25 protein-coding genes are annotated in these 26,770 nt (G+C 43.1%); 22 read left to right on the top strand and 3 right to left on the bottom strand.

The features are described from left to right. The first annotated feature begins 90 nt into the window (after window positions 1-90). The 19 genes from FZ954_RS06825 to rpmH all read left to right on the top strand — a co-directional run bounded on the left by FZ954_RS06825 (window position 91) and on the right by rpmH (window position 21,755). Window positions 91-969 carry an ROK family protein gene (locus FZ954_RS06825; protein ID WP_148877835.1) on the top strand — a complete coding sequence of 293 codons (879 nt, stop codon included), beginning with the start codon at window positions 91-93 and terminating at the stop codon, window positions 967-969. Next, window positions 954-2,837, top strand: coding sequence for a family 20 glycosylhydrolase (locus FZ954_RS06820; RefSeq protein ID WP_148877834.1), 1,884 nt, complete (start codon window positions 954-956; stop codon window positions 2,835-2,837). Before FZ954_RS06825 ends, FZ954_RS06820 begins: the two co-directional genes overlap by 16 nt. Before the next feature lie 167 nt (window positions 2,838-3,004). Then, window positions 3,005-3,925, top strand: coding sequence for a sugar ABC transporter permease (locus FZ954_RS06815; RefSeq protein ID WP_045500458.1), 921 nt, complete (start codon window positions 3,005-3,007; stop codon window positions 3,923-3,925). A 12-nt stretch (window positions 3,926-3,937) separates the two neighbouring features. Next, the gene (locus FZ954_RS06810) at window positions 3,938-4,870 is read left to right on the top strand and encodes a carbohydrate ABC transporter permease (protein WP_005591628.1); all 933 of its coding nucleotides are present in this window, start codon (window positions 3,938-3,940) and stop codon (window positions 4,868-4,870) included. Between the two features lie 84 nt (window positions 4,871-4,954). Beyond that, the gene (locus FZ954_RS06805; protein WP_005591629.1) at window positions 4,955-6,436 is read left to right on the top strand and encodes an ABC transporter substrate-binding protein; all 1,482 of its coding nucleotides are present in this window, start codon (window positions 4,955-4,957) and stop codon (window positions 6,434-6,436) included. A 135-nt stretch (window positions 6,437-6,571) separates the two neighbouring features. After that, a complete protein-coding gene (locus FZ954_RS06800; RefSeq protein WP_005592124.1) occupies window positions 6,572-7,192 on the top strand; it encodes a DUF624 domain-containing protein in 621 nt (206 codons plus the stop codon). Beyond that, window positions 7,189-8,832: a sensor histidine kinase gene (locus FZ954_RS06795; RefSeq protein WP_148877833.1), complete on the top strand. Its 1,644-nt coding sequence runs from the start codon at window positions 7,189-7,191 to the stop codon at window positions 8,830-8,832. Before FZ954_RS06800 ends, FZ954_RS06795 begins: the two co-directional genes overlap by 4 nt. Window positions 8,833-8,839: 7 nt before the next feature. Then, entirely contained in the window at window positions 8,840-10,123 is a 1,284-nt protein-coding gene (locus tag FZ954_RS06790; RefSeq protein ID WP_148877832.1) for a response regulator transcription factor, read from the top strand. A gap of 156 nt (window positions 10,124-10,279) precedes the next feature. Further along, window positions 10,280-11,410: an ABC transporter ATP-binding protein gene (locus tag FZ954_RS06785; RefSeq protein WP_005591277.1), complete on the top strand. Its 1,131-nt coding sequence runs from the start codon at window positions 10,280-10,282 to the stop codon at window positions 11,408-11,410. Window positions 11,411-11,585: 175 nt separating this feature from the next. Beyond that, window positions 11,586-12,968, top strand: a complete 1,383-nt coding sequence (locus FZ954_RS06780) for a glycoside hydrolase family 1 protein (RefSeq protein ID WP_148877831.1) — start codon at window positions 11,586-11,588, stop codon at window positions 12,966-12,968. 397 nt (window positions 12,969-13,365) lie between these two features. Further along, window positions 13,366-15,033 (top strand): ribonuclease J, encoded by a 1,668-nt coding sequence (locus FZ954_RS06775; RefSeq protein ID WP_148877830.1) that lies wholly within the window; start codon window positions 13,366-13,368, stop codon window positions 15,031-15,033. A gap of 160 nt (window positions 15,034-15,193) precedes the next feature. Next, the gene (locus tag FZ954_RS06770; RefSeq protein ID WP_148877829.1) at window positions 15,194-15,973 is read left to right on the top strand and encodes an alpha/beta hydrolase family protein; all 780 of its coding nucleotides are present in this window, start codon (window positions 15,194-15,196) and stop codon (window positions 15,971-15,973) included. Between the two features lie 110 nt (window positions 15,974-16,083). Continuing rightward, entirely contained in the window at window positions 16,084-17,541 is a 1,458-nt protein-coding gene (gene gltX, locus FZ954_RS06765; protein ID WP_148877828.1) for a glutamate--tRNA ligase, read from the top strand. Window positions 17,542-17,638: 97 nt separating this feature from the next. Next, window positions 17,639-18,280, top strand: coding sequence for a DUF6287 domain-containing protein (locus FZ954_RS06760; RefSeq protein WP_148877827.1), 642 nt, complete (start codon window positions 17,639-17,641; stop codon window positions 18,278-18,280). A 329-nt stretch (window positions 18,281-18,609) separates the two neighbouring features. Beyond that, complete coding sequence (rnpA, locus tag FZ954_RS06750) at window positions 18,610-18,969, top strand: ribonuclease P protein component (protein ID WP_148877826.1); 360 nt, start codon at window positions 18,610-18,612, stop codon at window positions 18,967-18,969. Next, a complete protein-coding gene (locus tag FZ954_RS06745) occupies window positions 18,953-19,768 on the top strand; it encodes a YidC/Oxa1 family membrane protein insertase (protein ID WP_148877825.1) in 816 nt (271 codons plus the stop codon). Before rnpA ends, FZ954_RS06745 begins: the two co-directional genes overlap by 17 nt. 18 nt (window positions 19,769-19,786) lie before the next feature. Then, a complete protein-coding gene (gene jag / locus FZ954_RS06740) occupies window positions 19,787-20,797 on the top strand; it encodes an RNA-binding cell elongation regulator Jag/EloR (RefSeq protein ID WP_148877824.1) in 1,011 nt (336 codons plus the stop codon). 51 nt (window positions 20,798-20,848) lie between these two features. Next, a complete protein-coding gene (locus FZ954_RS06735) occupies window positions 20,849-21,481 on the top strand; it encodes a ribonuclease P (RefSeq protein ID WP_148877823.1) in 633 nt (210 codons plus the stop codon). A 139-nt stretch (window positions 21,482-21,620) separates the two neighbouring features. Next, window positions 21,621-21,755: a 50S ribosomal protein L34 gene (rpmH, locus tag FZ954_RS06730; protein WP_000831905.1), complete on the top strand. Its 135-nt coding sequence runs from the start codon at window positions 21,621-21,623 to the stop codon at window positions 21,753-21,755. A gap of 422 nt (window positions 21,756-22,177) precedes the next feature. Here the strand turns inward: rpmH and FZ954_RS06720 are convergent, their stop codons facing one another. The 3 genes from FZ954_RS06720 to FZ954_RS06710 are packed head-to-tail and all read right to left on the bottom strand — an operon-like array spanning window position 22,178 to window position 24,302. Next, window positions 22,178-23,596, bottom strand: coding sequence for a DUF4153 domain-containing protein (locus FZ954_RS06720; RefSeq protein WP_148877822.1), 1,419 nt, complete (start codon window positions 23,594-23,596; stop codon window positions 22,178-22,180). A gap of 2 nt (window positions 23,597-23,598) precedes the next feature. After that, a complete protein-coding gene (locus FZ954_RS06715; RefSeq protein ID WP_005591644.1) occupies window positions 23,599-23,817 on the bottom strand; it encodes a helix-turn-helix transcriptional regulator in 219 nt (72 codons plus the stop codon). 8 nt (window positions 23,818-23,825) lie between these two features. After that, the gene (locus FZ954_RS06710) at window positions 23,826-24,302 is read right to left on the bottom strand and encodes a DUF2975 domain-containing protein (protein WP_148877821.1); all 477 of its coding nucleotides are present in this window, start codon (window positions 24,300-24,302) and stop codon (window positions 23,826-23,828) included. A gap of 234 nt (window positions 24,303-24,536) precedes the next feature. Here FZ954_RS06710 and FZ954_RS06705 point away from each other — a divergent pair, with 234 nt between their 5' ends. From FZ954_RS06705 to FZ954_RS06695, 3 genes are read left to right on the top strand one after another with little or no spacing between them, the layout of a single operon-like run. Next, window positions 24,537-25,307 (top strand): TatD family hydrolase, encoded by a 771-nt coding sequence (locus FZ954_RS06705; RefSeq protein WP_148877820.1) that lies wholly within the window; start codon window positions 24,537-24,539, stop codon window positions 25,305-25,307. Then, on the top strand, window positions 25,273-25,869 hold the full coding sequence (gene rnmV, locus FZ954_RS06700; protein ID WP_148877819.1) for a ribonuclease M5: 597 nt from the start codon (window positions 25,273-25,275) through the stop codon (window positions 25,867-25,869). Before FZ954_RS06705 ends, rnmV begins: the two co-directional genes overlap by 35 nt. An 11-nt stretch (window positions 25,870-25,880) precedes the next feature. Then, on the top strand, window positions 25,881-26,735 hold the full coding sequence (locus FZ954_RS06695; protein WP_148877818.1) for an SDR family NAD(P)-dependent oxidoreductase: 855 nt from the start codon (window positions 25,881-25,883) through the stop codon (window positions 26,733-26,735). The last annotated feature ends 35 nt before the right edge of the window (window positions 26,736-26,770 follow it).

The raw sequence follows: 26,770 nt of genomic DNA, 5'->3' as shown, positions 1-26,770 counted from the left end.
AGGAGGCTAGGGCAATGGACTAAATACTTGAAAATTTAGTTCCTTGCCCTATAGCCTTTCAAGTTCTATAAAACAGAGAAAGGAGAAAAAATGCTTATTGCAACAATTGACATAGGCGGTACAGGTATCAAGTTTGCGGCTATGTCCAAAGAAGGAGAGATACTGGAAAAGAAAGACATTGCTACGCCAGACAATTTAGATGCCTTGCTGGCTTGGCTGGATTCTTGTCTTTCCAAGCGGGATTATCAAGGCGTTGCTATGAGTGTGCCTGGGGCAGTTGACCGAGAGACAGGAGTCATTGGTGGGATTAGCGCTGTTCCTTATATTCACGGTTTTTCTTGGTATGATAAGCTGGCTTCTTATGGTCTGCCGGTTCACTTAGAAAATGATGCCAACTGTGTTGGTTTGAGTGAACTTCTTGCTCATCCAGAGCTAGAAAATGCAGCCTGTGTGGTTATTGGCACTGGGATTGGCGGAGCTATGATTATCAATGGCAAGCTTCATCGTGGTCGCCACAGTTTGGGTGGGGAGTTTGGCTATATGACAACCCTAGCACCTGCTGAAAAACTCAACAACTGGTCGCAACTGGCCTCAACTGGCAACATGGTAGCTTACGTTGTTGAAAAATCAGGGCAGGCAGACTGGGATGGTCGCAAGATTTACCAAGAGGCTGCGGCAGGAAATGCTCTTTGTCAAGAAGCCATCGAGCGGATGAACCGCAATCTTGCACAGGGTTTGCTTAATATCCAGTATCTCATCGATCCGGATGTGATTAGTCTGGGCGGTTCCATCAGCCAAAATCCAGACTTCATCCAAGGTGTCCGCTCAGCGATTGCTTATTATGTCGATCGCTATGAAGAGTATTCGGTGGTGCCAGAAATTTTAGCGTGTACCTATAAGGGGGAAGCCAATCTTTATGGCGCTTTAGTAAACTGGTTACAGGAGGAAGGCCAATGGCCACATTCTTAGGATTATCAAGCAAGCAAGAAAAGGCTCTTGCTCGCTTAGAAAAATATTTGAACTTGGGCGAGATTGAAGTCAGTCTTGTTCCTAACTCAGCCGTCTCAATCAAGGTGGAAGGCCATCAGGGACGTTATCAACTCAGCTATCATAAGCCTCATCAGCTTTATCGTGCTTTAGCCCTCTTATCTGCCGCTCTCAAAGCAGGACAGGATGAGGTGGAGATTGAGGAAAGAGCGGCCTATGAGGACTTGGCCTATATGGCCGACTGCTCTCGCAACGCCGTCTTGAATCTGACTTCGGCTAAGAAAATGATTGAAGTCTTGGCCTTGATGGGGTATTCCACTTTTGAACTTTACATGGAAGATACCTATGAGATAGAAGACCAGCCCTATTTTGGCTATTTCAGAGGGCGGTACACTGTTGCAGAATTGCAAGAGATTGAGGCTTATGCCGCAGATTTCGATATGGCCTTCGTACCATGTATTCAGACCTTGGCCCACTTGTCAGCTTTTGTCAAATGGGGTGTCAAGGAAGTGCAGGAACTTCGAGATGTGGAGGATATCTTACTGATCGGGGAAGAAAAGGTCTACGACCTTATCGAAGGCATGTTTAAGACTATGTCCCAGCTTCGCACACGTAAGATAAATATCGGGATGGACGAAGCCCACTTGGTTGGGCTCGGACGCTACTTGATTCAGCATGGTTTCCAAAACCGTAGCCTCCTCATGTGCCAACACCTTGAGCGCGTGCTGGATATCGCTGATAAGTACGGTTTCCACTGTCAGATGTGGAGCGATATGTTCTTCAAGCTCATGTCAGCAGATGGCCAGTATGACCGTGATGTGGAAATCCCAGAGGAAACTCGAGTTTATCTAGAGCGGCTCAAAGACCGTGTGACCTTGGTTTACTGGGATTACTATCAAGATAGCGAGGAAAAATACAACCGTAACTTCCAAAATCATCATAAAATCAGTCAAGACATTGCCTTTGCTGGCGGTGCTTGGAAGTGGATTGGCTTTACACCGCACAATCATTTCAGTCGCTTGGTAGCTCTCGAAGCCAATAAGGCTTGCCGGAAGAATCATGTCAAGGAAGTGATTGTGACTGGTTGGGGGGATAATGGAGGAGAAACCTCTCAATTCTCAATCCTGCCTGCCCTACAGATTTGGGCAGAACTGGCCTATCGAAATGATTTAGAAAAATTAGCCGAGCATTTCTTAGTTAGCACAGGCCTTGCCTTTGATGATTTTATGAAGGTAGACTTGGCCAATCTATTGCCAGGCTTACCAGAAAACCTCAGCGGTATCAATCCAAATCGCTACATTCTTTATCAAGATATTCTCTGTCCTTTGCTGGAACGCCATATCCGACCTGAAGAGGACGGCCAGCATTTTGAAGCTGCTGCTCAGTCCTTGCAAGAAGTCAGCCACAAAGCTAGTGAATATAATTATCTCTTTGAGACTCAGGCTAAGTTGAATGCGCTCTTGGCCTTGAAGATTGCCGTCACATCTGGCATTCAAGAATCCTATCGTGCAGGAGACAAGGCTCGCTTGGCAGAATTAGCTGAAAATGATTTGCCATTGCTCTATCAAAAAGTAGAAGACTTTGCCGAGCAATTCAGTCGTCAATGGCAGCTAGAAAATAAAATTTTCGGACTGGATACCATTGATATCCGCTTTGGAGGTTTGCTCAAGCGCATCAAACGGGCGCAGGAACGCCTGCAGCAATACACGACTGGTCAGCTTGATTCTGTAGAAGAATTAGAGCAAGAAATCTTGCCTTTCAATGACTTTTATGGAGACAAGGACTTTGCAGCCACAACAGCCAACCAGTGGCATACTATCGCTACAGCGTCAACGATTTGCACAACGTAATTATTTTGTTTGATCATAGTTTTCATGCCTCTGTTCTACTTTTTATCTGTATATTAGATAAATAATTTGTATAGTTTTTTCTATAATTAGGAGTTTAAATGAGAATAGAAAAAAGCATATAATAGAAACATGAAAACGATATCAAAACAATAGAAAGGGAGATTTGAATGAATAAGGTTATCAAAACACTGAAAGAAAACTTTATTTTCTTGCTCATGGTCTTACCAGGAGTTGTTTGGTTTGTTTTGTTCTTCTATATACCGGTTTTAGGAAACGTCGTTGCATTTAAGAATTTTAAACTAAGTGGTGAAGGATTCATCCATAGCCTTATGAGCAGTGAATGGGTGGGCTTCAATAACTTCAAGTTCTTATTTAATTCCAAGGATGCCTATACGATTACACGAAATACCATTCTTTATAATGGTGGTTTCATCATTTTAGGATTGATTTTCTCTGTCGGAATTGCCATTATCTTTAGCGAACTTCGTTCGAAAAAGATGGTAAAGATTTATCAGACAACCATGTTGTTTCCGTATTTCCTTTCTTGGGTTATCATTAGTTTCTTCGTAGATGCTTTCTTGAACCCTGGCAAGGGCTTGCTGAACAATTTATTGCACAATCCGAATATCAACTTTTATACAGTGGTCTCCTTCTGGCCGGCCTTCATCCTTTTCATTGGTATCTGGAAGGGCTTAGGCTACAGTAGTATTTTGTACTATGCAAGTATCATGGGTATTGATCCGACTTACTATGAGGCGGCAACGGTAGACGGTGCTACAAAATGGCAGCGCATCCGGAATATCACCTTGCCATCTTTGGCTTCTCTTATCACAGTATTGACCATTCTAGCAGTCGGAAACATCTTCCGCGCGGACTTCGGCTTGTTCTATACTGTTCCGCATAATTCAGGATCACTCTTTAGCGTAACCAACGTCTTGGATACCTATGTCTATCGTGGATTGACCGGTACAGGTGATATCGGGATGGCTTCAGCTGCGGGTCTCTATCAATCAGTTGTGGGCTGTATCCTCGTGATCGTCAGCAACCTGATTGTCCGCAGAATTGATAAAGAATCTGCTCTCTTTTAGAAGGAGGAACTTATGAAATCCCCAAAAATTCAAAAAGAAAAAGTCGATAATGTGGGAATTCACTCCTTTAGCAAAAAAGCCGATTTTTTCTTTAACATCTTGATTGCCATCTTCTCGCTTTCCTGTGTTCTGCCTTTCTTCTTTGTCATCATCATCTCGCTGACAGATGAAAGCAGTTTGGTTCATAATGGTTTTGCTTTTTGGCCGTCACAGTTTAGTCTAGCGGGCTATGAATTCTTATTTGGCTTGAAAGATCAGCTTTTACAGTCACTCTTTGTGACAGTAGTGATTACGATAGTAGGTACTAGTTTGAATGTTTTCTTCACAACAACTTATGCCTATGCCATCTCACGTCGCAGCTTTAAATTCAAACGCTTCTTTACCTTGTTTGCAATGGCAAGTATGCTCTTTCAAGCAGGGATGATTCCAACTTACATCGTTATGACCAACTTGCTTGGTTTAGGGGATACAGTGTGGGCTTTGATTTTGCCGCTACTGCTTAGTCCTTTCAATATCATTTTGATGAGAACTTTCTTCAAGAGAACGATCCCAGAAGCGATTATTGAATCCGCTAAGATTGATGGTGCCAGCGAGACTCGGATTTTCTTCCAAATTTGCTTGCCACTATCTCTTCCAGGTATCGCTACAATCACACTCTTCACTGCCCTTGCTTATTGGAACGATTGGTTTAACGCGCTGCTCTACATTCGCAGTGACAACTTAGTTCCTCTTCAATATTTGCTGATGAAGATTCAGCAAAATATGGACTACTTGTCTAAGAGTGCGGGAGCGAGTGCTCAGCTTGCAGGCTTGACAGGATCTCTACCTAAAGAGTCTGGTCGTATGGCCATGGTCGTAATTGCAACCTTGCCAATCGCTTGCGTCTATCCATTCTTCCAACGTTACTTTGTTAAGGGATTGACTATCGGAGGCGTCAAAGAATAAGCTGCCTCTTTAGTCTCAGAGTTTTTGCTACTAAAAACTCACATCATTAAATTTGTATATAAAAAATTAAAAGGAGATTTTTCTATGAAAAATTGGAAAAAATATGCTCTAGCTTCTGCTAGCTTCTTGGCTTTCTCAGGCCTCCTAGCAGGCTGCGGTAGTCTTACTGGTAACAACCAAAAGTCATCTAAAACGGATGATGGTAAGACGGTTATCAAAATGTACCAAATCGGTGACAAACCAGACAATTTGGACAAATTGCTCGAAAATGCTAATAAGATTATCGGCAAAGAAATCGATGCTAAGTTGGATATCGAATACATCGGTTGGGGTGACTACGAACAAAAAATGAACGTTATCACTTCATCAGGTGAAAACTACGATATCGCCTTCGCTCAAAACTATGTCATCAATGCCCAAAAAGGTGCTTATGCTGACTTGACTGAGCTCTACAAAAAAGAAGGTAAAAAACTTTACGATTCTTTAGACCCAGCTTACATCAAAGGAAACACTGTCAACGGTAAAATCTATGCTGTTCCAGTTAATGCCAATGTAACTTCTTCACAAAACTTTGCCTTCAATGGCCCACTTCTTGAAAAATATGGTATCAGCGATATTTCAAATATCCATTCTTACCAAGATTTGGAACCAGTTTTGAAAGCTGCTAAAGAAAAAGATCCAAAAGTTGTTCCTTTCGCTATCGGTAAGAACTTCATCCCATCTGATAACTTTGATTATCCTGTAACTAACGGACTTCCTTTCGTTATTGACTTGGAAGGCGATACAACTAAGATTGTAAACCGTTATGAAGTTCCTCGCTTCTTGGATAGCCTCAGAACCATCCATAAGTACTATCAAGCAGGCTATATCCCAAAAGATGTAGCAACTAGCGATACAGCTTATCAATTGTCTGAAGATTCTTGGTTCGTTCGCGAAGAAACAGTAGGACCTGCTGACTATGGTAACAGCTTGCTTTCTCGTGTAGCTAATCGTAAGATCGAAATCAGCCAACTGACTAAGAACTACAAGAAGAGCCAAACTACTCAAGTAGCGAACTTCGTTATCTCAAACAACTCTAAGAACAAAGAAAAATCAATGGAATTGTTGACTTTGCTTAACACAAATCCTGAATTGCTGAACGGTCTTGTATATGGTCCGGAAGGCGAAAACTGGGAAAAAGTTGAAGGTAAAGAAAACCGCGTTCGTACTTTGAAAGCCTATAATGGCAATACCCATATGTCTGGCTGGAACACAGGTAACAACTGGATTCTTTACATCAATGAAAACGTAACAGATCAACAAATCGAAGATTCTAAGAAGATTCTTGCAGAAGCACAAGAGTCACCTGCTCTTGGATTTAACTTCAATGTAGACCCAGTTAAAGCAGAAGTATCTAGCATTACGAACACAATGAAAGAATACGACACTGCTATCAACACTGGTACAGTTGATCCTGATGTTGAAATTCCTAAGATGATGGACAAACTGAAATCTGAAGGAGCATACGATAAAGTATTGAAAGAAATGCAAAAACAATACGACGAATTCCTTGCTTCTAAGAAATAAGCAACATGATGAATCCTCCTCGTCTCGTTTTGGGGAGGATTTTTCTTTTTTGGAGTAATAGGAATTTTTGTAAACGGTTAAAATGTGTTATAATTTTACAATGTATGGAAATTTGACCAGCAGAAAGGAAGAACGATGGGAAAATTAGTTGAGTGGATTTTTCAACGAGTTTATATGGCTATGCTTGCATCCGCAATCTTTTGGGTATTGGCTCTGTGCGGAGGTCTTGTTTTTGGACTTGCTCCAGCGGGGTGTGTGCTCATGACTTTGTTTCAGCAATATCGCTATGACTATAAAAAATATCACTGGAAAGAAGCATGGGATCTGTTTAAAGAAAATTTCCTTGCTACAAACAAAGTATTTTTCACTTTGCTTGTAGTGCAGGCTCTTTTATCTTATGGAATTTATCTCCTTATCCAGCTTCCTCACCAAACTATTTTCTACCTTTTATTGACGATAGCAAATCTGCTCTTTTTGCTTTTGGCACCAGCAGTATACGCAGTCTATCTGAAATTGCAGGTCTTTTTTGAGTTTTCTTATAAAAATAGCTTGAAATTATCTTTGATTGGCGTTTTTCTCAATATTTCAGCCATGTTGAAACTCTTATTAGGAACAATCTTGCTATTGATTGCCAGCTACTTCATGCCGGCCTTACTCTTCTTTGCTTTTATTGGGCTTTGGCACTTTTTTGTTAGTGATGTTTTAGACCCAATTTACCAAACCATTCAGTCTAAGTTGATAACAGAAAAACCATGAAGAAATTTTGGCTCCATTCGTTACTAAAAGTTTATGCTGTCATTATGGTGGCTATTGTGGGATGTTTGGGTCTCATTTTGTCTTATTCTGATTGGCACAGTCGTTATAAGGAAACTGAGCAGATTGCGCAACAAGCAGTGACTCGATTGGCTGACGAAGTGGATTATTATAACCGCCGAGCGAATCAACTAGCTCAAAGTTTGGTTGAAAATCGAGCAAAATTGGACGGGGTTTATAACTACTTTATCATGAGCCCTTCTGAGTACGCTAGCTGGCGCTTATCGGCAGATGTACCTACTTATGTTCAAGTATCCCTCCATCAAAATATCAATGATATTTATGTTGAAAATGAATTTGTTACAGGCATTGACATTGCTTTAAATGATTACAAAACTGTTTTTGTTTCCACAAGGCAAGCGAGAGGTGGCAAACAGCTTCCTGCTGAGGAATTTAGACCTGCGCACGATGCCTTTCCAATTGCGATTTATGATAAGGCAGTCGATCAAGTCATCGGAACGATTTACATTCGGATTGATGGGGAAGTCTTCAACAAGGTTGTCGATAATACGCGGGGCGATGTTCCACTCGCTCTCAGTGTGATTTCGCCTTACAAAAAAGAAATTCTGCATTTTGGTGATACAAAAGGAATTGGCCAAGATGATTGGATCAAAAAAGAAACTATCTACAATTACACTGTCCAGACAGCAGTGCCTGCTCATTATGTGATAGAGAAGACGGTTTTCAGCACTGGGTTGATCATTTTTTCTGGTTTGATTTTAGTTGGAGTTTTATATGCTGCTTTGCAGAGAATTTTTCTCAATTACCAAAGGCAGGTTGTTGACATTGTGGATACGCTTCATCTCATCACAGATGGTGATAATCAGAAGCGTATTGCGACAGAGACTAAGGAGCAGGAGTTGCTTCTGATTGCGACAACGACCAATACCATGTTGGACAGTCTGGACAAGAGTATTCGGGATATCTATCGCTTGGAGATCAGTCAAAAAGATGCCAACATGAGGGCTCTGCAGGCGCAAATCAATCCTCATTTTATGTACAACACCTTGGAATTTATCAGGATGTATGCGGTCATGCAGCATCAGGAAGAATTGGCAGATATTATCTACGAATTTAGCAGTTTGCTGAGAAATAATATCTCAGATGAATCCAGAAGTAGTTTGAAAAATGAATTGGAATTCTGCCGGAAATATAGCTATCTTTGCATGGTTCGGCATCCTAAATCAGTGGCCTATGGTTTCAAAATTGAAGAAGGCTTAGAAGGAATGATGATTCCCAAGTTCAGTATTCAGCCACTGATTGAAAATTACTTTGCTCATGGTATCGACTATCGCAGGCAGGACAATGTCATCAGTGTCAAGGCTCAAAAAATAGACGGCGCTGTAAGGCTGATGATCCAAGACAACGGTCGAGGCATCCCAGCTGAACGTCTAGCTGAGATTCAAGAGATACTAGCTAGCCGAGAGCTTATGGATGCCCAGAATCGAGAGCAGCGGACATCCATTGGTATTCGGAATATTCATGAACGCTTCTTGCTCTTTTTTGGTGACCGCTACAGTATCCAACTGAAATCTCAAACGGATCAGGGAGTAACCTACATTATAGAAATTAAGGATGAATAGAAAAACGATGTACAGAGTATTACTAGTCGATGATGAATACATGATCACAGAAGGCTTGAAAGTGCTGATTCCTTTTGAAAAGTGGAAGATGCAGGTCGTAGCTACGGCAAATGATGCAGAGACGGCCCTCGCCTATATTAAGGATAATCCTGTTGATTTGGTCATCACCGATGTCAATATGCCAGGGATGAATGGCTTGCAGATGATTGAGCAGATGAAGACTTCCCTGCCCAATGCAGCTTTTATCATCCTTTCAGGCTATCAAGAATTTGAATATGTCAAAACGGCCCTCAATTTGCAGGTGGCAGATTATCTGGTAAAGCCAGTCGATAAGGTCGAACTGGCAGCAATCCTAGAAAAATTGAAAAAGGAATTTGACCGTTCTTCCAATAATCAACTAGAGCTGATTTTTAAAGAAGAGACAAGCGAAGATGAGATAGCTACTTCTCTCAAATCCTTCGATAATGTCTGGCTGGGAGCAGCTACTCAAGAAAAAGGACTAGTTTCGGTTCCTTATAGTATTTTGGGGCAGACAGGCTATTTGTTTTTATCACCGCAAAAGGAAGAAGCACTTTATCTGGAAGAATTCACAGTTCCTTATAAACAAGGCCTGCAGGCTTTCAAGCTCAATCTAGAAAAAACTCTTTTTTATGGAACGGTTAGCTTGCAAGAAACCAATCCGCTCTTTAGCTACTATGAGCCCATGTATCGCGTGATTATCCAAGGAAATATTGGTCAGATTTTGGACGAATTGGACTTGCTTAAAGAGATCGTGCTGCAAAATACGCCTGAAGTTTCAATTACTAAACAGTTATTTATTCAGTTTATCATGGATGTTTACCATCTGTTTCAGCATTTGAAACCAGACGATATGACAAGCATTATCAAAAAGATTGAAAGCACGAATACCTTTGAAGATTTGTTGGATTATCTGAAGGCTCAGCTCTCAGATTTGTTCGCCCAGTATCGAATGAATGAGAATGTTGCTAACGTCTTGGAAGTGATTGGTCGTGATTATCAAAAAGATTTATCCCTAAAAGATATCAGCAAGGAACTCTATATCAATCCAGTTTATTTGGGCCAGCTGATCAAGCGTGAGACGAATTCTACTTTTGCAGAGTTGCTAAATAAGCAGCGCATCAAGGCAGCCCAGCAGCTCCTGCTCGCAAAAAATGACAGTATAGAAGATGTTTGTTATGCAGTTGGATATAGCAATGTTGGTTATTTCTATAAAGTCTTTCGAAAGTTATGTGGCAAATCTCCTAAGGCCTATCGGAAGCAAGTCGACTGATGAAATCAATGAAGCGACCACCTCTCCATTTCTTTTTTATCGAATGCTAAAAAAAGTAGAAAAAAAGATATAGAAGAGTCAGTGTGAGGGCCTGCTATTCGTGATATAATCAAGCAGAAAGAACTTACAATATGGTAAAGGAGTTAGGAGAAGCTTATGGTTGAATTAAATCTGAAAAATATTTATAAGAAGTATCCAAATAGTGAGCACTATTCTGTTGAAGACTTTAATTTGGACATTAAGGACAAGGAATTTATCGTTTTCGTTGGTCCGTCAGGATGCGGTAAATCCACAACGCTGCGTATGATTGCGGGTCTTGAGGATATCACAGAAGGAACAGCATCGATTGACGGCAAAGTGGTCAATGATGTGGCACCGAAAGACCGCGATATTGCTATGGTCTTCCAGAACTATGCCCTCTATCCACACATGACAGTCTATGACAACATGGCTTTCGGGCTTAAATTGCGCAAGTACAGCAAGGAAGATATCGACAAGCGGGTGCAAGAAGCAGCTGAAATCCTTGGTTTGAAAGAATTCTTGGATCGCAAACCAGCGGACTTGTCAGGTGGTCAACGTCAGCGTGTTGCCATGGGTCGGGCTATCGTGCGTGATGCAAAGGTTTTCCTAATGGACGAACCTTTGTCAAACTTGGATGCGAAGCTGCGTGTTTCCATGCGTGCTGAGATTGCCAAAATCCACCGCCGTATCGGAGCAACAACCATTTACGTTACCCACGACCAGACAGAAGCGATGACACTTGCAGACCGGATTGTTATCATGTCAGCAACCAAGAACCCTGCTGGAACTGGAACCATTGGTCGAGTGGAACAAATCGGTAGTCCACAGGAAGTTTACAGAAATCCAGTCAACAAGTTTGTGGCAGGCTTCATTGGCAGCCCAGCGATGAACTTTATCACTGTGACACTTGAGGGGAATGAAATCGTTGCCGATGGCTTGCGTTTGACAGTGCCAGAAGGAACGCTGAAAGTTCTGCGTGAGAAGGGTTATGACGGCAAGAAATTGATCTTCGGTATTCGTCCAGAAGACATCAATACAGAACCTGCCTTCTTAGAGACCTTCCCAGATTCTGTGGTTCATGCGACCATCTCTGTCTCTGAGCTTTTGGGGTCTGAGTCTCACCTTTACTGTCAAGTTGGTGACAGCGAGTTTATCGCGCGGGTAGATGCTCGTGACTATTCAGAAACAGGTGCTGGAATTGACCTTGGCTTTGATCTAAACAAGGCGCATTTCTTTGATTTCGAAACAGAGAAAACAGTTTATTAATTAGTGAAAATGATGAAACGTAGACAGATTTGTCTGCGTTTTTTGAATGAACTTTTAGTCTTCGCAATCAAAAATGCCTTTAATCAGTGGAGAAAATTGAATAGACTGTTGCTTTCTTTTTTCAGAAGGTCTTTATATAATGAGGTGTAAAGATAAATCGAGAGGTAAATAAAATATGATTCAATTTCCAAAAGGTTTCGTCTGGGGATCTTCTACATCGGGTCCGCAAACGGAGGGGCGGATTTCAGGAGATGGAAAGGGAGACAACCTTTGGGACTACTGGTTTAGCCAAGAAGCCCATCGTTTCTATAACGAAATTGGCCCTGCCAAGGCATCTACTTTTTATGAAAATTGGGAGCAAGATATCGACCTTTTAGTCGAAACAGGCCACACGGCCTTTCGGACCTCTATCCAATGGTCACGGATTTTTCCAGATGGTCGTGGTCCGGTTAATCAGGTTGGTGTTGACTTCTACCGCAAGGTCTTTGAAAGAATCAAGGCCAAGGGCATTCGCTTGATTGTCAATCTGTATCATTTTGACCTGCCCTTTGCCTTGCAGGAAGCGCAAGAAGGCTGGGAGAGCTTAGATACAGTCGATGCTTATGTAGACTATGCCCGTTTCTGCTTTGAAAGCTACGGTGACTTGGTGGATCAGTGGGTGACTTTTAACGAGCCTATCGTACCAGTTGAGTTTGGCTATTTCTACGATGGACATTATCCTAATAAAGTGGACGCTCGGGCTGCGGTTAAGGTGGCTTATCATACCCAGCTAGCTAGTTCTTTAGCAGTGAAAGCCTGTCATGAGGTTGGAGCAGACTACAAAATCGGCATTATCCTAAACCTGACACCTGCTTATCCACGCAGCCAGCATCCGGCGGACTTGAAGGCCGCTCGCATTGCTGAGCTCTTCCAAGCCAAGTCTTTCTTGGATCCATCAGTTTTGGGGCATTATCCAGCAGAGCTGGTCGATCTTCTGCGTGAGCATGATCTTTTACCAGCTACGACTGAGGAGCAGTTGCAAGCGATTCGGGAAAATACGGTCGACTTTTTGGGTGTCAATTACTATCAGCCTCTGCGGGTTGCAGCGCCTAAGTATTTGAAGCATCCAGAGTCACCGCTTCTGCCAGATCATTTCTATGAGCCTTATGTTATGCTTGGCCGCAAGATTAATCCTCATCGTGGCTGGGAAATCTATGAACAAGGGATCTACGATATTGCACAAAACATCAAGGAAGACTATGGCAATATTGAGTGGATGCTGACGGAAAATGGCATGGGAGTCGAGGGTGAAGAGAAATTCCGTGAAAATGGCATGATCCAAGACGATTACCGGATAGACTTTGTTAAAGGCCATCTGCGCCAGCTTCATCGTGCCATCCAAGACGGGGCCAACTGTACAGGTTACCTCATGTGGACCTTTATCGATTGTTGGTCTTGGCTCAATAGCTATAAGAACCGCTACGGATTGATCGAGCTCAATCTAGAAACCCAAGAACGGACGATCAAAAAATCAGGGCACTGGTTTAAAGAATTAAGCCAAAACAATGGCTTTGAATGAGTCTGTTTTTCAATTTAGCCTATATAAGACAGGGCAGTTTTCCAACTAATCTTCTGATCGATTTCAGGAGATCAGCTTAGGGTATCCTGCTCGGATAATAGAATTTAGTCTCAGACTAGGTTCTATTATTTTTTATCTTGTGAGTAGATCTAGCTACCAAAAGCTGTTTTCTAAAATGAAACTGGGAGGATGCCTTTCTCCGCTAACTATTCTGAGATTTCTAGCTTGCTCTATGGGTTTCCTTTATTTTGAAAAAAGCGTGAAAAAATGCTATAATGACTAAGATGTGCAAACTTTGTTTGCAAAACTGTAATTCGACTTGGCTTGCCAAGGACCGTTAGTAATAAAATCAAGGAATCTTTGATAAATGAGATTCTAAAATCGAATAGGAGTAAAAATGAGTAAGAGCACGATTAAGCTGATTACTTTGGGCGGCGTTCGCGAGAATGGGAAAAATCTCTACGTCGCCGAAGTGGATGATTCCATTTTTGTATTGGATGCTGGGCTCAAGTACCCAGAAAATGAGCAGTTGGGAGTAGATGTAGTCATTCCCAACATGGATTATTTGTTTGAAAATAAAGACCGAATTGCGGGTGTCTTTCTGACTCACGGTCATGCGGATGCCATCGGTGCACTGCCCTATCTTTTGGCAGAAGCTAAGGTACCAGTCTTTGGTTCAGAATTGACGATTGAGCTAGCTAAGCTCTTTGTTAAAAACAATGACGCTGTTAAGAAATTCAATGATTTTCATGTTATCGATGAAAATACAGAAATTGAATTTGGCGAAACGGTTGTCTCTTTCTTCCGGACGACCCACTCGATTCCAGAGAGCTTGGGAATTGTTGTTAAGACGCGTGAAGGCAATATTGTTTATACAGGAGATTTCAAGTTTGACCAATCTGCCAGCGAGTCTTATGCGACAGATTTCGGTCGTTTGGCTGAGATCGGCCGTGAGGGCGTTTTAGCTTTGCTGAGTGATTCAGCCAACGCTGACAGCACTGTGCAAGTGGCTAGTGAGAGCGAGGTTGGCCGTGAGATTACGGACACGATTTCTGATTGGGATGGGCGTGTCATCGTAGCAGCTGTTGCCAGCAACCTGTCTCGGATCCAACAGGTTTTTGAAGCTGCGGCAGAAACAGGTCGTCGTGTCGTTTTGACAGGCTTTGATATTGAAAATATCGTCCGTACGGCTATCCGCCTCAAGAAATTATCCTTGGCGGATGAACGCCTTTTGATCAAGCCTAAGGAAATGTCTAAGTTTGAGGACCACGAGCTGATTATCCTGGAGACGGGTCGGATGGGCGAGCCCATTAACGGCCTGCGCAAGATGTCCATCGGTCGTCACCGTTATGTAGAAATCAAAGATGGGGACTTGGTTTATATCGTTACAACGCCATCTATTGCCAAGGAAGCAGTCGTAGCGCGTGTGGAAAACATGATTTACCAAGCTGGTGGCGTGGTTAAGCTGATTACTCAAAACTTGCGTGTATCTGGCCATGCCAATGCGCGTGATTTGCAGCTCATGCTTAATTTATTGCAACCCAAGTACCTCTTCCCGATTCAGGGAGAATACCGTGGGCTGGATGCCCATGCTAAGGCAGCCATGGAAGTCGGGATTTTACCAGAAAATATCTTGATACCGAAGCGTGGTAGCGTCATGTCCTATGAAAATGGCGACTTTGTGCCATCTGGAGCAGTGTCAGCAGGCGATGTCATGATTGATGGAAATGCCATCGGTGATGTGGGCAATATCGTCCTGCGTGACCGTAAGGTTCTCTCTGAAGACGGTATCTTCATCGTGGCGCTCACGGTCAATCGTAAGGAGAAGAAAATCATTTCTAAAGCCAAGGTTCATACTCGAGGATTTGTCTATGTCAAGAAGAGTCGTGACATCCTGCGGGAGAGCACTGACCTGATCAATAAGACAGTGGAAGACTATCTGGCTCAGGATAACTTTGACTGGGGCGAGCTTAAGGGAACAGTCCGTGATAGTTTGGCCAAGTTCCTCTTTGAGCAAACCAAACGCCGGCCGGCTATTCTTCCGGTTGTCATGGAAGTTCGCTAGAATTATTCGAGGAAAGAGCTTTCCCAGTATTTTGCAGAGAGAAAGTCGAATATCGGCTTTTTCTTATCTTTCGGCGATTGCAGAACAGGATTTGATTTCAGAGTGTGGCTAACGGTGACGCCTAGCCAAGAACAGTAGTTTTCACAAGAGGAGAAAAAAGATGGCAGTGATGCTGATAGAATATTATTCAGAAGCCTTGGAGATGGAGTGGGGAGTCAATGTCCTTTATCCAGATGCGTCGCGCGTGGACGAACCAGATGATACAGATATTCCTGTCTTGTATCTGCTTCATGGTATGAGTGGCAACCACAATAGTTGGCTCAAACGCTCAAATATTGAGCGCCTCGTTCGCTCGACTAACTTGATTGTTGTGATGCCAAATACCAACAATGGCTGGTACACTGATACCCAGTATGGCTATCATTACTATGAAGCTATCGCTGAGGAGCTGCCACGGGTACTCAAGCGCTTTTTCCCCAATATGTCTGACAAGCGGGAGAAAAACTTTATTGCTGGCTTGTCCATGGGTGGCTATGGCTCTTTTATGCTGGCGCTTAAGACTAATCGTTTTTCTTATGCAGCTAGTTTGTCTGGGGCACTCAGCTTTCACGATCGGCATCCAGATGATACTGACCTAGCCAAGCCGGCATACTGGCGTGGTATTTTTGGTGATTTGGAAGACTGGACCAGCAGCCCTTATTCACTGGAAACCTTGGCCAAGCAGTCGGATGAAAAAACTAAGTTTTGGGTTTGGTGCGGCGAGGAGGATTTCCTCTATGCGGCCAATAACCATGCCGTGGAAAATTTGAAAAAGCTAGGACTGGATATTAGCTACAGCCACAGTCCTGGTAAGCACGAATGGTACTACTGGGAAAAGCAATTGGAGCGGGTCTTAGCTTGGCTGCCGATTGACTTTGTTCTCGAAGAAAGACTGTCTTAAAAAATCATACGATTCAGCAGATTCTGGGTCGAGAATGTGATATAATAATAACGTTTGAATACGAAAGCAGGGCGAAATATCCCGGCTATTCCCAAATAGGAGATCGAAAATTGACAAAAGATATTCGAGTGCGTTATGCACCAAGTCCAACTGGGCTTTTACACATCGGAAATGCGCGTACGGCGCTCTTTAACTACCTTTATGCTCGCCATCATGGCGGAACTTTTATCATCCGTATCGAAGATACTGACCGCAAGCGCCATGTCGAAGATGGGGAGCGTTCACAGCTTGAAAACCTTCGTTGGTTGGGCATGGACTGGGATGAAAGTCCAGAAACTCATGAAAACTACCGCCAATCAGAACGTTTGGAATTGTATCAGAAATACATCGACCAATTGCTAGCGGAAGGAAAAGCCTACAAATCTTACGTTACAGAAGAAGAATTGGCTGCCGAACGCGAGCGCCAAGAAGCAGCTGGTGAAACACCACGCTACATCAACGAATACCTTGGCATGAGCGAAGAGGAGAAAGCAGCTTACATCGCAGAGCGTGAAGCAGCAGGTATCATTCCAACGGTTCGTCTGGCTGTCAATGAAGCTGGCATCTACAAGTGGACGGACATGGTCAAGGGCGACATTGAGTTTGAAGGTGGCAATATCGGTGGTGACTGGGTGATCCAAAAGAAAGACGGTTACCCAACTTACAACTTTGCCGTTGTCATCGATGACCACGATATGCAAATCTCTCATGTTATCCGTGGAGACGACCACATTGCCAACACTCCAAAACAGCTTATGGTTTATGAAGCGCTTGGTTGGGAAGCGCCAGAGTTCGGTCACATGACCCTGATTATCAACTCTGAAACGGGTAAAAAGTTGTCTAAACGCGACACTAACACCCTTCAGTTTATCGAGGATTACCGCAAGAAAGGCTACCTGCCAGAAGCAGTCTTTAACTTTATCGCTCTTCTCGGTTGGAATCCTGGTGGGGAAGACGAAATCTTCTCTCGTCAAGAATTGATTGAGCTCTTTGATGAAAATCGCCTCAGCAAGTCTCCAGCTGCCTTTGACCAGAAAAAGATGGACTGGATGAGCAATGAGTACATCAAGAATGCGGATTTTGAGACAATCTTTGAAATGGCAAAACCATTCTTGGAGGAAGCAGGACGCTTGACCGACAAGGCTGAAAAAATGGTAGAACTCTACAAACCACAAATGAAGTCAGTAGATGAGATTGTGCCATTGACAGACCTTTTCTTCTCAGATTTCCCAGAATTGACGGAAGCAGAGAAAGAAGTGATGGCCGGCGAAACAGTTCCAGTCGTTTTGGAAGCTTTCAAAGCAAAACTGGAAGCAATGACAGATGAAGAATTTGTGACAGAAAACATCTTCCCACAAATCAAAGCAGTCCAAAAAGAAACAGGTATCAAGGGCAAGAACCTCTTCATGCCAATCCGTATCGCTGTTTCTGGTGAAATGCACGGTCCAGAGTTGCCAGATACCATTTATCTATTAGGCCGCGAAAAATCTATCCAGCATATCGACAATATGTTAAAAAAAATTCAATAATATGGACCAGCTTTTGAGCTGGTTTTTGCTTTCTAAAAAGCTGTATTTATGTTACAATAATGTTACAAGAACAGGAAAATATTGCGAGGTGCTAAAGATGAAAAAATGGATGATTCTCTTGGCTGGAACTCTGGTGGCATCGTCTGTGTTAGTGGCCTGCGGTCAAAAGAAAGACCAGCTGACTTCGCCTTCTAGTAGTTCCAAAGTTAGCTCGACCTCGACCAGCTCAGCTTCTTCCAAAAAGTCTGAGACGAGCAAAAGTTCGACAGAGCTGTCTACTGAAACAAGTAGTTCGGACACTTCTATCTCTAGCAGTCAGGAGCCTTCGGAGCCAGCAACTAAGGAGTCTTCTGCTAAGCCAGAAAGCAAGGGAAATAAAGAACCTGCGGCTACCTCTGGTTTAGATATGCAGGCCATTGCTTCTGGGGATTTTTCTAGCATGGCTGGTACCTGGAAAGATGCCAATGGCGTCACTTATACATTTGATGCCAAGGGACTTGTATCAGATGTTGCCAAGTTGGAGCTAGTTTACGCTGGTCTGGATGAAAATGGAATTTATCGTACAAATATTCGTTGGAATAATCTTACAGGTGCTGCCTTGTCTATTATTCCAGCAGGGAAAAAGCTGCCAGCAGGAGAGACTGTTAGCGGACAGGATCCGACTGATAGCAGTCGAGATCGCTTCATCATTGCCCAAGGCATCTCAGAGCACCCAGACGTTTTTTACCGTGTAAAATGAGAGTGGGACAGAAATCGGTAATTCGTTAGAATTCGATTTCGTCGTCCCACCTCCGCACAGTTGAGTAGGGCTATAAAAGCTGATGGAATCAGCGTAATAGAGTCCACTCAACCACTGCGTCTTGCTCGACAATCCAAATACAATTGAGAGACTAGGACTTTTGTCCCAGACTCTTTTTTGGAGCTGTACTGCCGGCCTCTTCTCTCCAAACTGCTTCTTTCATTCGGTGAAACTATTCCAAAAAGGGATCTCGTCTCGCACCTAGCCCTTATTGGCTTTTTGGGAAAATATGGTATAATAGAGTTAATTTTGGTGGATGGAGTTGAGTTTTGAGAAAAAACTATCGCGTCAAGAACGAAAAAGATTTCAAGGCGATTTTTAAAGATGGGCAGAATTTTGCCAATCGAAAGTTTGTCGTTTATAAATTAGAAAAAGATCAGCGCCATTTTCGAGTGGGGATTTCAGTCAGTAAAAAGCTGGGCAATGCAGTTGTCCGCAATAGTATCAAAAGAAAGATTCGTCATGTCTTGATTCAGCATCGGGCAGATTTGACCAAGGATGACTTTGTTGTTATTGCTCGCAAGGGAGTTGAAACTCTAGACTACCATCAAGTGGAACAAAATTTATTGCATGTCTTAAAAGTTGCAAAAATTTATCAGGAAGGATTTGTTTGTGAAAAAGAAGAATAAGATAGGATTTCTTTTAGCGGCTTCGCTGCTTATTTTGACAGCTTGTGGCACCAGCGAAGTGACCGCTAATTCAAGTGATTTTTGGGAGAAATTAGTTTATTTCTTTGCGGAGATGATTCAATTCTTGTCCTTTAATGGAAGTACAGGGATCGGGATTATTCTCTTTACGTTGATTATTCGGACAGTCTTGTTGCCAGTCTTTCAATTTCAGACGACCTCATCTAGAAAGATGCAGGAAGTTCAGCCTCATATCAAGAAACTTCAGGAAAAATATCCGGGCAAGGATATGGATAGTAAGACTGCTTTAGCAGAAGAAACCAGCAAGCTTTATAAAGAAATGGGAGTCAATCCCTATGCTGCATTCCTTCCGCTCTTTATCCAAATGCCAGTGCTTGTGGCACTTTTCCAAGCTCTGACACGAGTTGAATTTCTAAAAACAGGTCACTTCCTCTGGCTCAATCTAGGAACAACAGATCCGACCTTTATCCTACCTATTCTCGCTGCTCTCTTTACTTTCTTTAGCACTTGGCTATCCAATAAAGCCTTGCCAGAAAAAAATGGTGGGACGGCAGTGATGACCTACCTGATGCCGGTATTGATTTTCTTCTTTGCGGTGTATGCAGCCAGCGGGGTCGCTCTTTACTGGACAGTTTCTAACGCCTATCAAGTCGGTCAGACCTTGCTTTTGAGCAATCCTTTTAAGATTATTGCTGAACGTGAAGCGAAGGCAAAGGCGGAGCGCCAATTGGAAATGAAGAAAAAACGTGCCCTTCAAAAAGCACAGAAAAAGAAAAAGTAAAAAGGAGGACTCTTGCAGATGGTTATTTTTACAGGAGCAAGTGTTGAAGAAGCGATTCAAAATGGATTAAAAACGCTGGATATCCCACGAATGAGAGCACATATTACCGTTGTTTCGCGTGAAAAGAAAGGTTTTCTCGGTTTATTTGGCAAGAAACCTGCGCAGGTAGATGTGGAGCCGATTGCTGAAACGACTGTGGCCAAGGCCAACCAACAGGCGGTAAAAGGAGTTCCTGAGGAAATCAATGCACAAAACGAGCCGGTACAGAGTGTTAGTGAAGCAACAGTCGACTTAGGGCGAGTGGTGACAGCTATCAAAAAGGCCGAAGGCGAAGGTGAAGCTGTTTCAGAAAAAATCAAGGCTGAAATTCTTAAAAACGATAAAGACGCCAGTACCATTCTGGAAGAAACAGGTGCAATTGATTTCTTAAAGACCAGTCAAGCGGTTGATGAAGTACAAACTTTGAAAGACTCAGAGGAAGATAGCTCTTTAGCAGAAGTGGCACCTAGTCAGCAAGAGACAGCTGAGTCATCCTTCTTTGACTTGGGTATCCAGGTTGAGGATGATTGTGATATTGAAGAAGTTGTCGCAAGTGTGACCACATATGTGCAAAAGATTGTGGATGAAATGGATGTTGAAGCGACTCTTTCTAGCAGCCACAATCGCCGGACAATCAATATGCAAATCAATACGAATGAGCCAGGGCGCGTGATTGGTTACCACGGTAAAGTCTTGAAAGCCTTGCAGCTGTTGGCTCAGAATTATCTTTACAATCAATATTCCAAGAGTTTTTACATTTCTATCAACGTGAATGACTATGTGGAGCATCGTGCAGAAGTTTTGCAAAGCTATGCGCAAAAATTGGCTCAGCGTGCTCTAGAAGACCGTCGCAGCCAGCATACGGATCCTATGTCTAATAGTGAGCGTAAAATCATCCACCGGATCATCTCAAGAATTGATGGTGTGACTAGTTATTCAGAAGGCGATGAGCCTAACCGCTACGTTGTTGTAGATATTGATTCGGAATAAATCTTAACCAGCTGCTCAGCTGGTTTTTAGATACAGAAAGGAGAAAATTCTATGTCACTTTTTCCAGCTATTGAGTCGTTTTTGACTGTTCAAGGAAGTAAATACATTTCACCAGACAAGGCAGGGGAACTGCGAGAGACAATGTTGGATTTGAAAGCTAGAGGTCAGGCTGCTCGGCAGGAGTTTGCGAACTTGGTCCGAGACTTTCAGGCACTCTATCCTAAGCTGAGTCTGGAGCGGACCAGCAATTGGCTGAATCAGGCTCAGATTTTACGCCCACATTTTTGGAATTATCTAAGAGGCTATGGGGAAATCACAGAGCCGATGTTCGCTCTGCGCTTGTATGGAACTGCAGAAGATTTTGGGGTCTCGCTAGAGGTGAGCTTCATGGAGCGCAAGAAAGACGAGCACAGTCTCAGCAAGCAAAATCGGGTACTGAATCTGCCCATTCAACCGCCAGCTTACTATTTTGCCCAGATAGATGGCGTGAGTCAACGCTTCGAAGCTACGGAGGAAAATAGGCAGTATCTAAGCCAGCAGGTGGCTAGAGGATTAGTCCGCAAGGTTTTGATCAAATATGATGTCAATCTTTCTGAGGCCACAAGTAAGCAGCAAGTTCTGTCGGAGCTTGAGCAGGCTATGACAGCCTTGATTCCCTTCTATGAAGCGACACGATTTGAATGATTTCGCTTCCAAAAAGAAACAATTCTTTCAATACTATTGACAAACAGGAGAGAATCCGATAGAATAGTAAAGTATGTTTAGTAACTGATCACTTTATAGCCGGCTAAACGAATACAAAATCTATGAGGAGGTATTCATCGTGAAACGTACTTATCAACCAAGTAAACTTCGTCGTGCGCGCAAACACGGATTCCGTAACCGTATGTCAACTAAAAACGGTCGTCGCGTATTGGCAGCTCGTCGTCGTAAAGGACGCAAAGTTTTGGCTGCATAATCCAAACGATTACCATAAAGAAACCAGTGGAGACTCGAGACCGCTGGTTTTTCTATTGTTCTTGATAAAATAGGCTTCTATGGTTTAAGGGTGGCTAGTATTGCTATGAAGGAGTCCATGCAGAATAGGAACTTTACATGAAATGGAAGGTAAACGGGCTAGTCTAGGTGGTTTCTAGGTGTATCTTATCTAGTTTGAATAAAAGAAAAGAGAGTGGGACAGAAATCGGTAATTGGTTAGAATTCGATTTCGTCGTCCCACCTCCGCACAGTTGAGTAGGGCTGTAAAAGCTGATGAAATCAGCGTAGTAGAGCCCACTCAACCACTGCGTCTTGCTCGACAATCCAAAGACAATTGAGAGGCTAGGACTTTTGTCCCAGCCTCTTTTTGATGATTATATTTGCATGTAAGTATGCTCTCTATCAAGCGGCTAAGAGCAGGGGATAGAGATAGCAAAGTAGCGTGAAACTAATAAGGGCGTAGAAGATACCGATTCGAATCGCTTGGATGGGCTTGTAAAAACGAATCAGGGTTAGAATACACCAGACCAGTAGAACGAGGATAAACCAAGCGGAGATCAGGCGCAATGGTGTTGGACCATAAAGATAGATATAGATGCCAAAGAGTTTCCAGCCAGCAAGCAAGGCCAGTAAAAATGCGAAAATAAAGAGGACAGTGCTGGCTAGACGAGTGCCTTTCTGGTCCCAGAGAGGTTTTTGGGCCAGCAAATAAAAGGCGGCTAAGACAGCGAAATTTAGAAGTGATACACGAACGAGTTGCCAGAAGCCAGCAACAGCAACAGTTGAGGCATTTTGTGGAGAAATAGTTTGGAGGCTAGTGCCAGCACTAAGGAGTTCGCTTAATTCTCCTAAACCAACGAGGAAAAAGAGAGCGTAGGTCAGGCAGAGACTGCCGATGATGATATAGGCTGTAAAAGCAGGAAACATTCGCAGTGGCTGAATTTTATTTTGAAAACTTTGGTAGGTAACTTTGATATTTTTTTGATTCAGTAAGCTGCCAACAATCAGACTGTAGAGATAGAGGCCGATAGGTAGGGCCAAGAAGAGGCGAAGAGCGATGGCGTCTGTATCAAGATTTGAAAAGATCAAGTCAAAGAAAAGATGCAAGGCATCAGCTGTATCGCTAAAGAAAAGAGCAAATCGATCAGAGACTTGGCTGAGTTGTGACCAAACGAAGAAGACAAGCGTACCAGCAATAAGAAGGCTACTTGCGATCATCGTACTTTGGACTGCTTTTTTAGAAGAATCGCCGTCTTCAGTGGTTGCATCTGAAGTCTTATCACTCAGAGCAAAGACTTGAAGACCAGCGAAAAAGTTTCTAAAAGGTAGAATCACAAAGGCCTGAATGCTATCGTACCAAACCATGATTCCCAAGCGGCCTTGATTGAGCCACCCCGTCCGTGACAGGATATAAAAAGAAAAGGAGATGTGGAGAGCCAAAGTCTGAAAAATTTCTAATTGTGGGTGAAATCCCCAGATACTGAGTGCCAGTGCCTGAGTCAGACTGAGAATCAGGAAAAGCTTGGACTCGAGCCCAGTAGAGACATCCTTTTCGATTTGAGGCAAGCTTTTCGGCATTTTTCTTACTAACCACTCGGTCAGGCTCATCAAACCAATCGCAATAGGAAAAAAGTAAATGGTCTTGTTGCCGTCAATGGCAACTGTATAAAAGTAGGCTAAAAAATAGAGAATGAGAGAGCTGATTCTAAAATTCTTCAGTTCCTTTATGTTTAAAACTGAGAAGATGATTTTTCGTTCTTGGTCTTTTTCAAAAGGAAGGTAGGGTTGCCCCGTCATCTGTTCCTGTGATGGTGTTTCCATGTTTATTCCTCCTCGGTTTCATCTGTGATATATTCAAGAATATCGCCGGGTTGGCAGTCCAATTCCCGACAAAGGGCATTAAGTGTTGAAAAGCGTATTGCCTTGGCTCGGTTATTTTTCAAGATGGACAAGTTGGCAGGGGTGAGGTCAATCAATTCTGCTAAGCGTCCAGCACTAATCCGTTTTTGAGCCATGACAAGGTCTAAATTTATCTGAATCATAGTCCCTCCTAAATCGTGTAGTCTACTTCTTCTTGCAGCTCAATTGCCTTGCCAAAAGCATTGCGGATAACCCGAATAATCAAGGTTAAAATGCAGCAAGAAACGGCTACGAGGAGCATAGGCATATAGACTGTCAAGCCCATAAAGAAAGAAATGAGGGCGACCATTCCAACTTCCCAGCCCAGATAGCGCATATACTGTACATTCTGTCTGATAAAGACCTGATTTTTCCCGATGCGGCTGAGGAGCTGATAGAGATGCACGATGCAGGTCAGAGCCAGGCAGCCCAAGACATAGCCTAGAAGCAACAATATCCAATAGCGACTTTCTCCCTGAAAGAAAGGAGAGGGAAATTCAATGACTAGGCTGACTACCCAAGGTCCGATGGCTATCAGGACAATGGAAGCAATGAATAAAATGCTGAGGCTGATTTTTGTAAGCACAATGCTTATATCTTCAGCTGTTTTTTGTCTTGTCTTTGACATGGATTCCTCCAAATAATTTCTATTTTTATTTACTATATCACAAAATATATTGATAATCAATAACAAAATATCGAAAAATAATAAAAAATTATCAAAAAACAGTAAAAGTATTTTTGATAGGCGCTGAAAAAATAACAAATACCCGCTGAAGTAGGTGGAGAGAAAGTAAAGCTCTTGTCCCTTTATCTGACTTTTTTGGTATAATGAAAGGCAGGAAATACAAGGAAGTAAAGCATGAAAATTTTTGATACACACACGCATTTAAATGTGGAAGAATTTGCTGGTCGAGAGGCAGAAGAGATTCGGTTGGCTGCAGAAATGGGTGTTAGCAATATGAATGTTGTCGGTTTTGACCGGCCTACTATTGAGCGCGCCTTGGAGTTGGCCGACAGTTATGAGCAGATTTATGCTACGATTGGCTGGCATCCGACTGAGGCTGGGACTTATGATGAGGCGGTGGAAGCCTATCTGCTGGACAAGCTTGCTCATCCAAAAGTGGTGGCTCTGGGCGAGATTGGTCTGGATTATCACTGGATGACAGCGCCCAAGGATGTTCAGGAACGGGTGTTTCGACGCCAAATCCAGCTCTCCAAAGAGTTAGATCTGCCCTTTGTCGTCCACACGCGCGACGCTTTAGAAGACACCTATGAGATTATCAAGAGTGAGGGTGTAGGCCCTCGGGGCGGTATCATGCACTCTTATTCGGGTTCTTTGGAAATGGCAGAGCGCTTTATCGAGCTAGGGATGATGATTTCCTTTTCTGGGGTCGTCACCTTTAAAAAAGCGACGGATGTTCAAGAAGCTGCGCAGAACCTGCCTTTGGACAAAATCCTCGTCGAGACGGATGCACCTTACCTAGCGCCTGTTCCTATGCGTGGCCGAGAAAACAAAACAGCCTATACCCGCTATGTTGTGGAAAAAATTGCGGAGCTGCGTGGGCTGACGGTCGAAGAAGTAGCGCAAGCGACCTATGAAAATGCAAAGAAGGTGTTTGGGCTTGATTGAAAAGATAAAAATCCCCCAAGTGGTCGTTGTGGAAGGGCGTGATGATACAGCCAATCTCAAGCGCTATTTTGATGTTGAGACTTATGAAACGAGAGGTTCTGCTATTAGCGATGCAGATATCGAGCGGATTCGCCGCCTGCAGGACTTGCATGGAGTCATTGTCTTTACAGACCCTGATTTCAACGGCGAGCGGATTCGCCGTCTGATTATGACGGAAATTCCCACTGTCCAACATGCCTTTCTCAAGCGTGACGAAGCAGCTCCCAAGTCTAAGACAAAAGGACGTTCACTAGGCATTGAGCATGCGAGTTTTGAAGACTTAAAGACAGCCCTCGCTGGGGTAACCAGCCATTTTGAGTCAAGCAGTGATTTTGATGTAACAAAGAATGACCTTATGCGCCTAGGGTTGCTCATGGGAAGAGATAGCCGTCAGCGCCGAGAGTATCTAGGTGAGCAACTCCGCATCGGCTATTCTAATGGGAAACAGCTGCTCAAGCGCTTGGAATTGTTTGGCGTGACCTTGGCGGAAGTGGCAGAGGCCATGCTCAAATATTCAGTCTAACGGAGTCAGAAATGAAAAAAGTAATTATTACGGGCGGCAATAGTGGTATTGGCTATCAGGCTGCTAAGCAGTTAGCTGAAAAGGGCTGGTCAGTGACCCTATTTTGCCGGCGAAAAGAAGCTGCTGAGCAAGCCTGTGAGAAAATCCGTCAACAAACAGGGAATCCGCATGTAGATTACATCTTGGTTGATTTATCTGAGATGAAGAGCATCAGGAAAGCAGTAGAACAGTATATCCAAAAAGAACAGACTTTAGATGTTTTAATTAACAATGCGGCCGATTTTGACTTATCGGTCAGGAAGGCTATTCTTACCAAAGACGGATTGGAAAAACAATTTGCGACCAATGTGGTTGCTCCCTTCTTGCTTTCTATCCTGTTGAAAGATTTGTTGGAAAAGTCTGAGAGTGGTCGGATTATTAATATTTCTTCCCAAGGGCTAGTGCTTTATCCTTTCATGAAGCTTGATTTTGAAAATTTATCTGGTCAAAAACATTACAGTCCTGCTAAGACCTATTATCAGAATAAGCTGGCCTTGTTGATGTTGTCGCTTTATATGCGGAAGCATTGGGAAGGTATCAAGGTTCACGCAATCCGTGTGACCAATGTCAAAGTTGATATGCGCCGCTATGATCACCTCAGCGCTTTTATGAAAAATCTGTATAAAATTAAGTCGAGATTTTCGATTAGTCCTGGAGAAATGGCGAAAGTCTATATAGCCTTATCTACAGAAGATGGCTATGAGGGCTTTTTGTATGACGAGAAATGCAGGGAAGTAAAAGCAAATAGATCTGCTTACGAAGAAGAGGAGCAAGAAAAACTCTACACCTTGCTAGGGCAAATGACCTGCGTAAAGGATAACGCATAAAGAATTAAAAAATAAAGTCCATAAGGAGAAGTAGC

The organism is Streptococcus sp. Marseille-P7375, from assembly GCF_902460365.1.
GTDB classification, from domain to species: Bacteria; Bacillota; Bacilli; order Lactobacillales; family Streptococcaceae; genus Streptococcus; species Streptococcus cristatus_I.
Note: the sequence above shows the minus strand (reverse complement) of the source record. Positions and strands in the feature narration are given on the sequence as shown.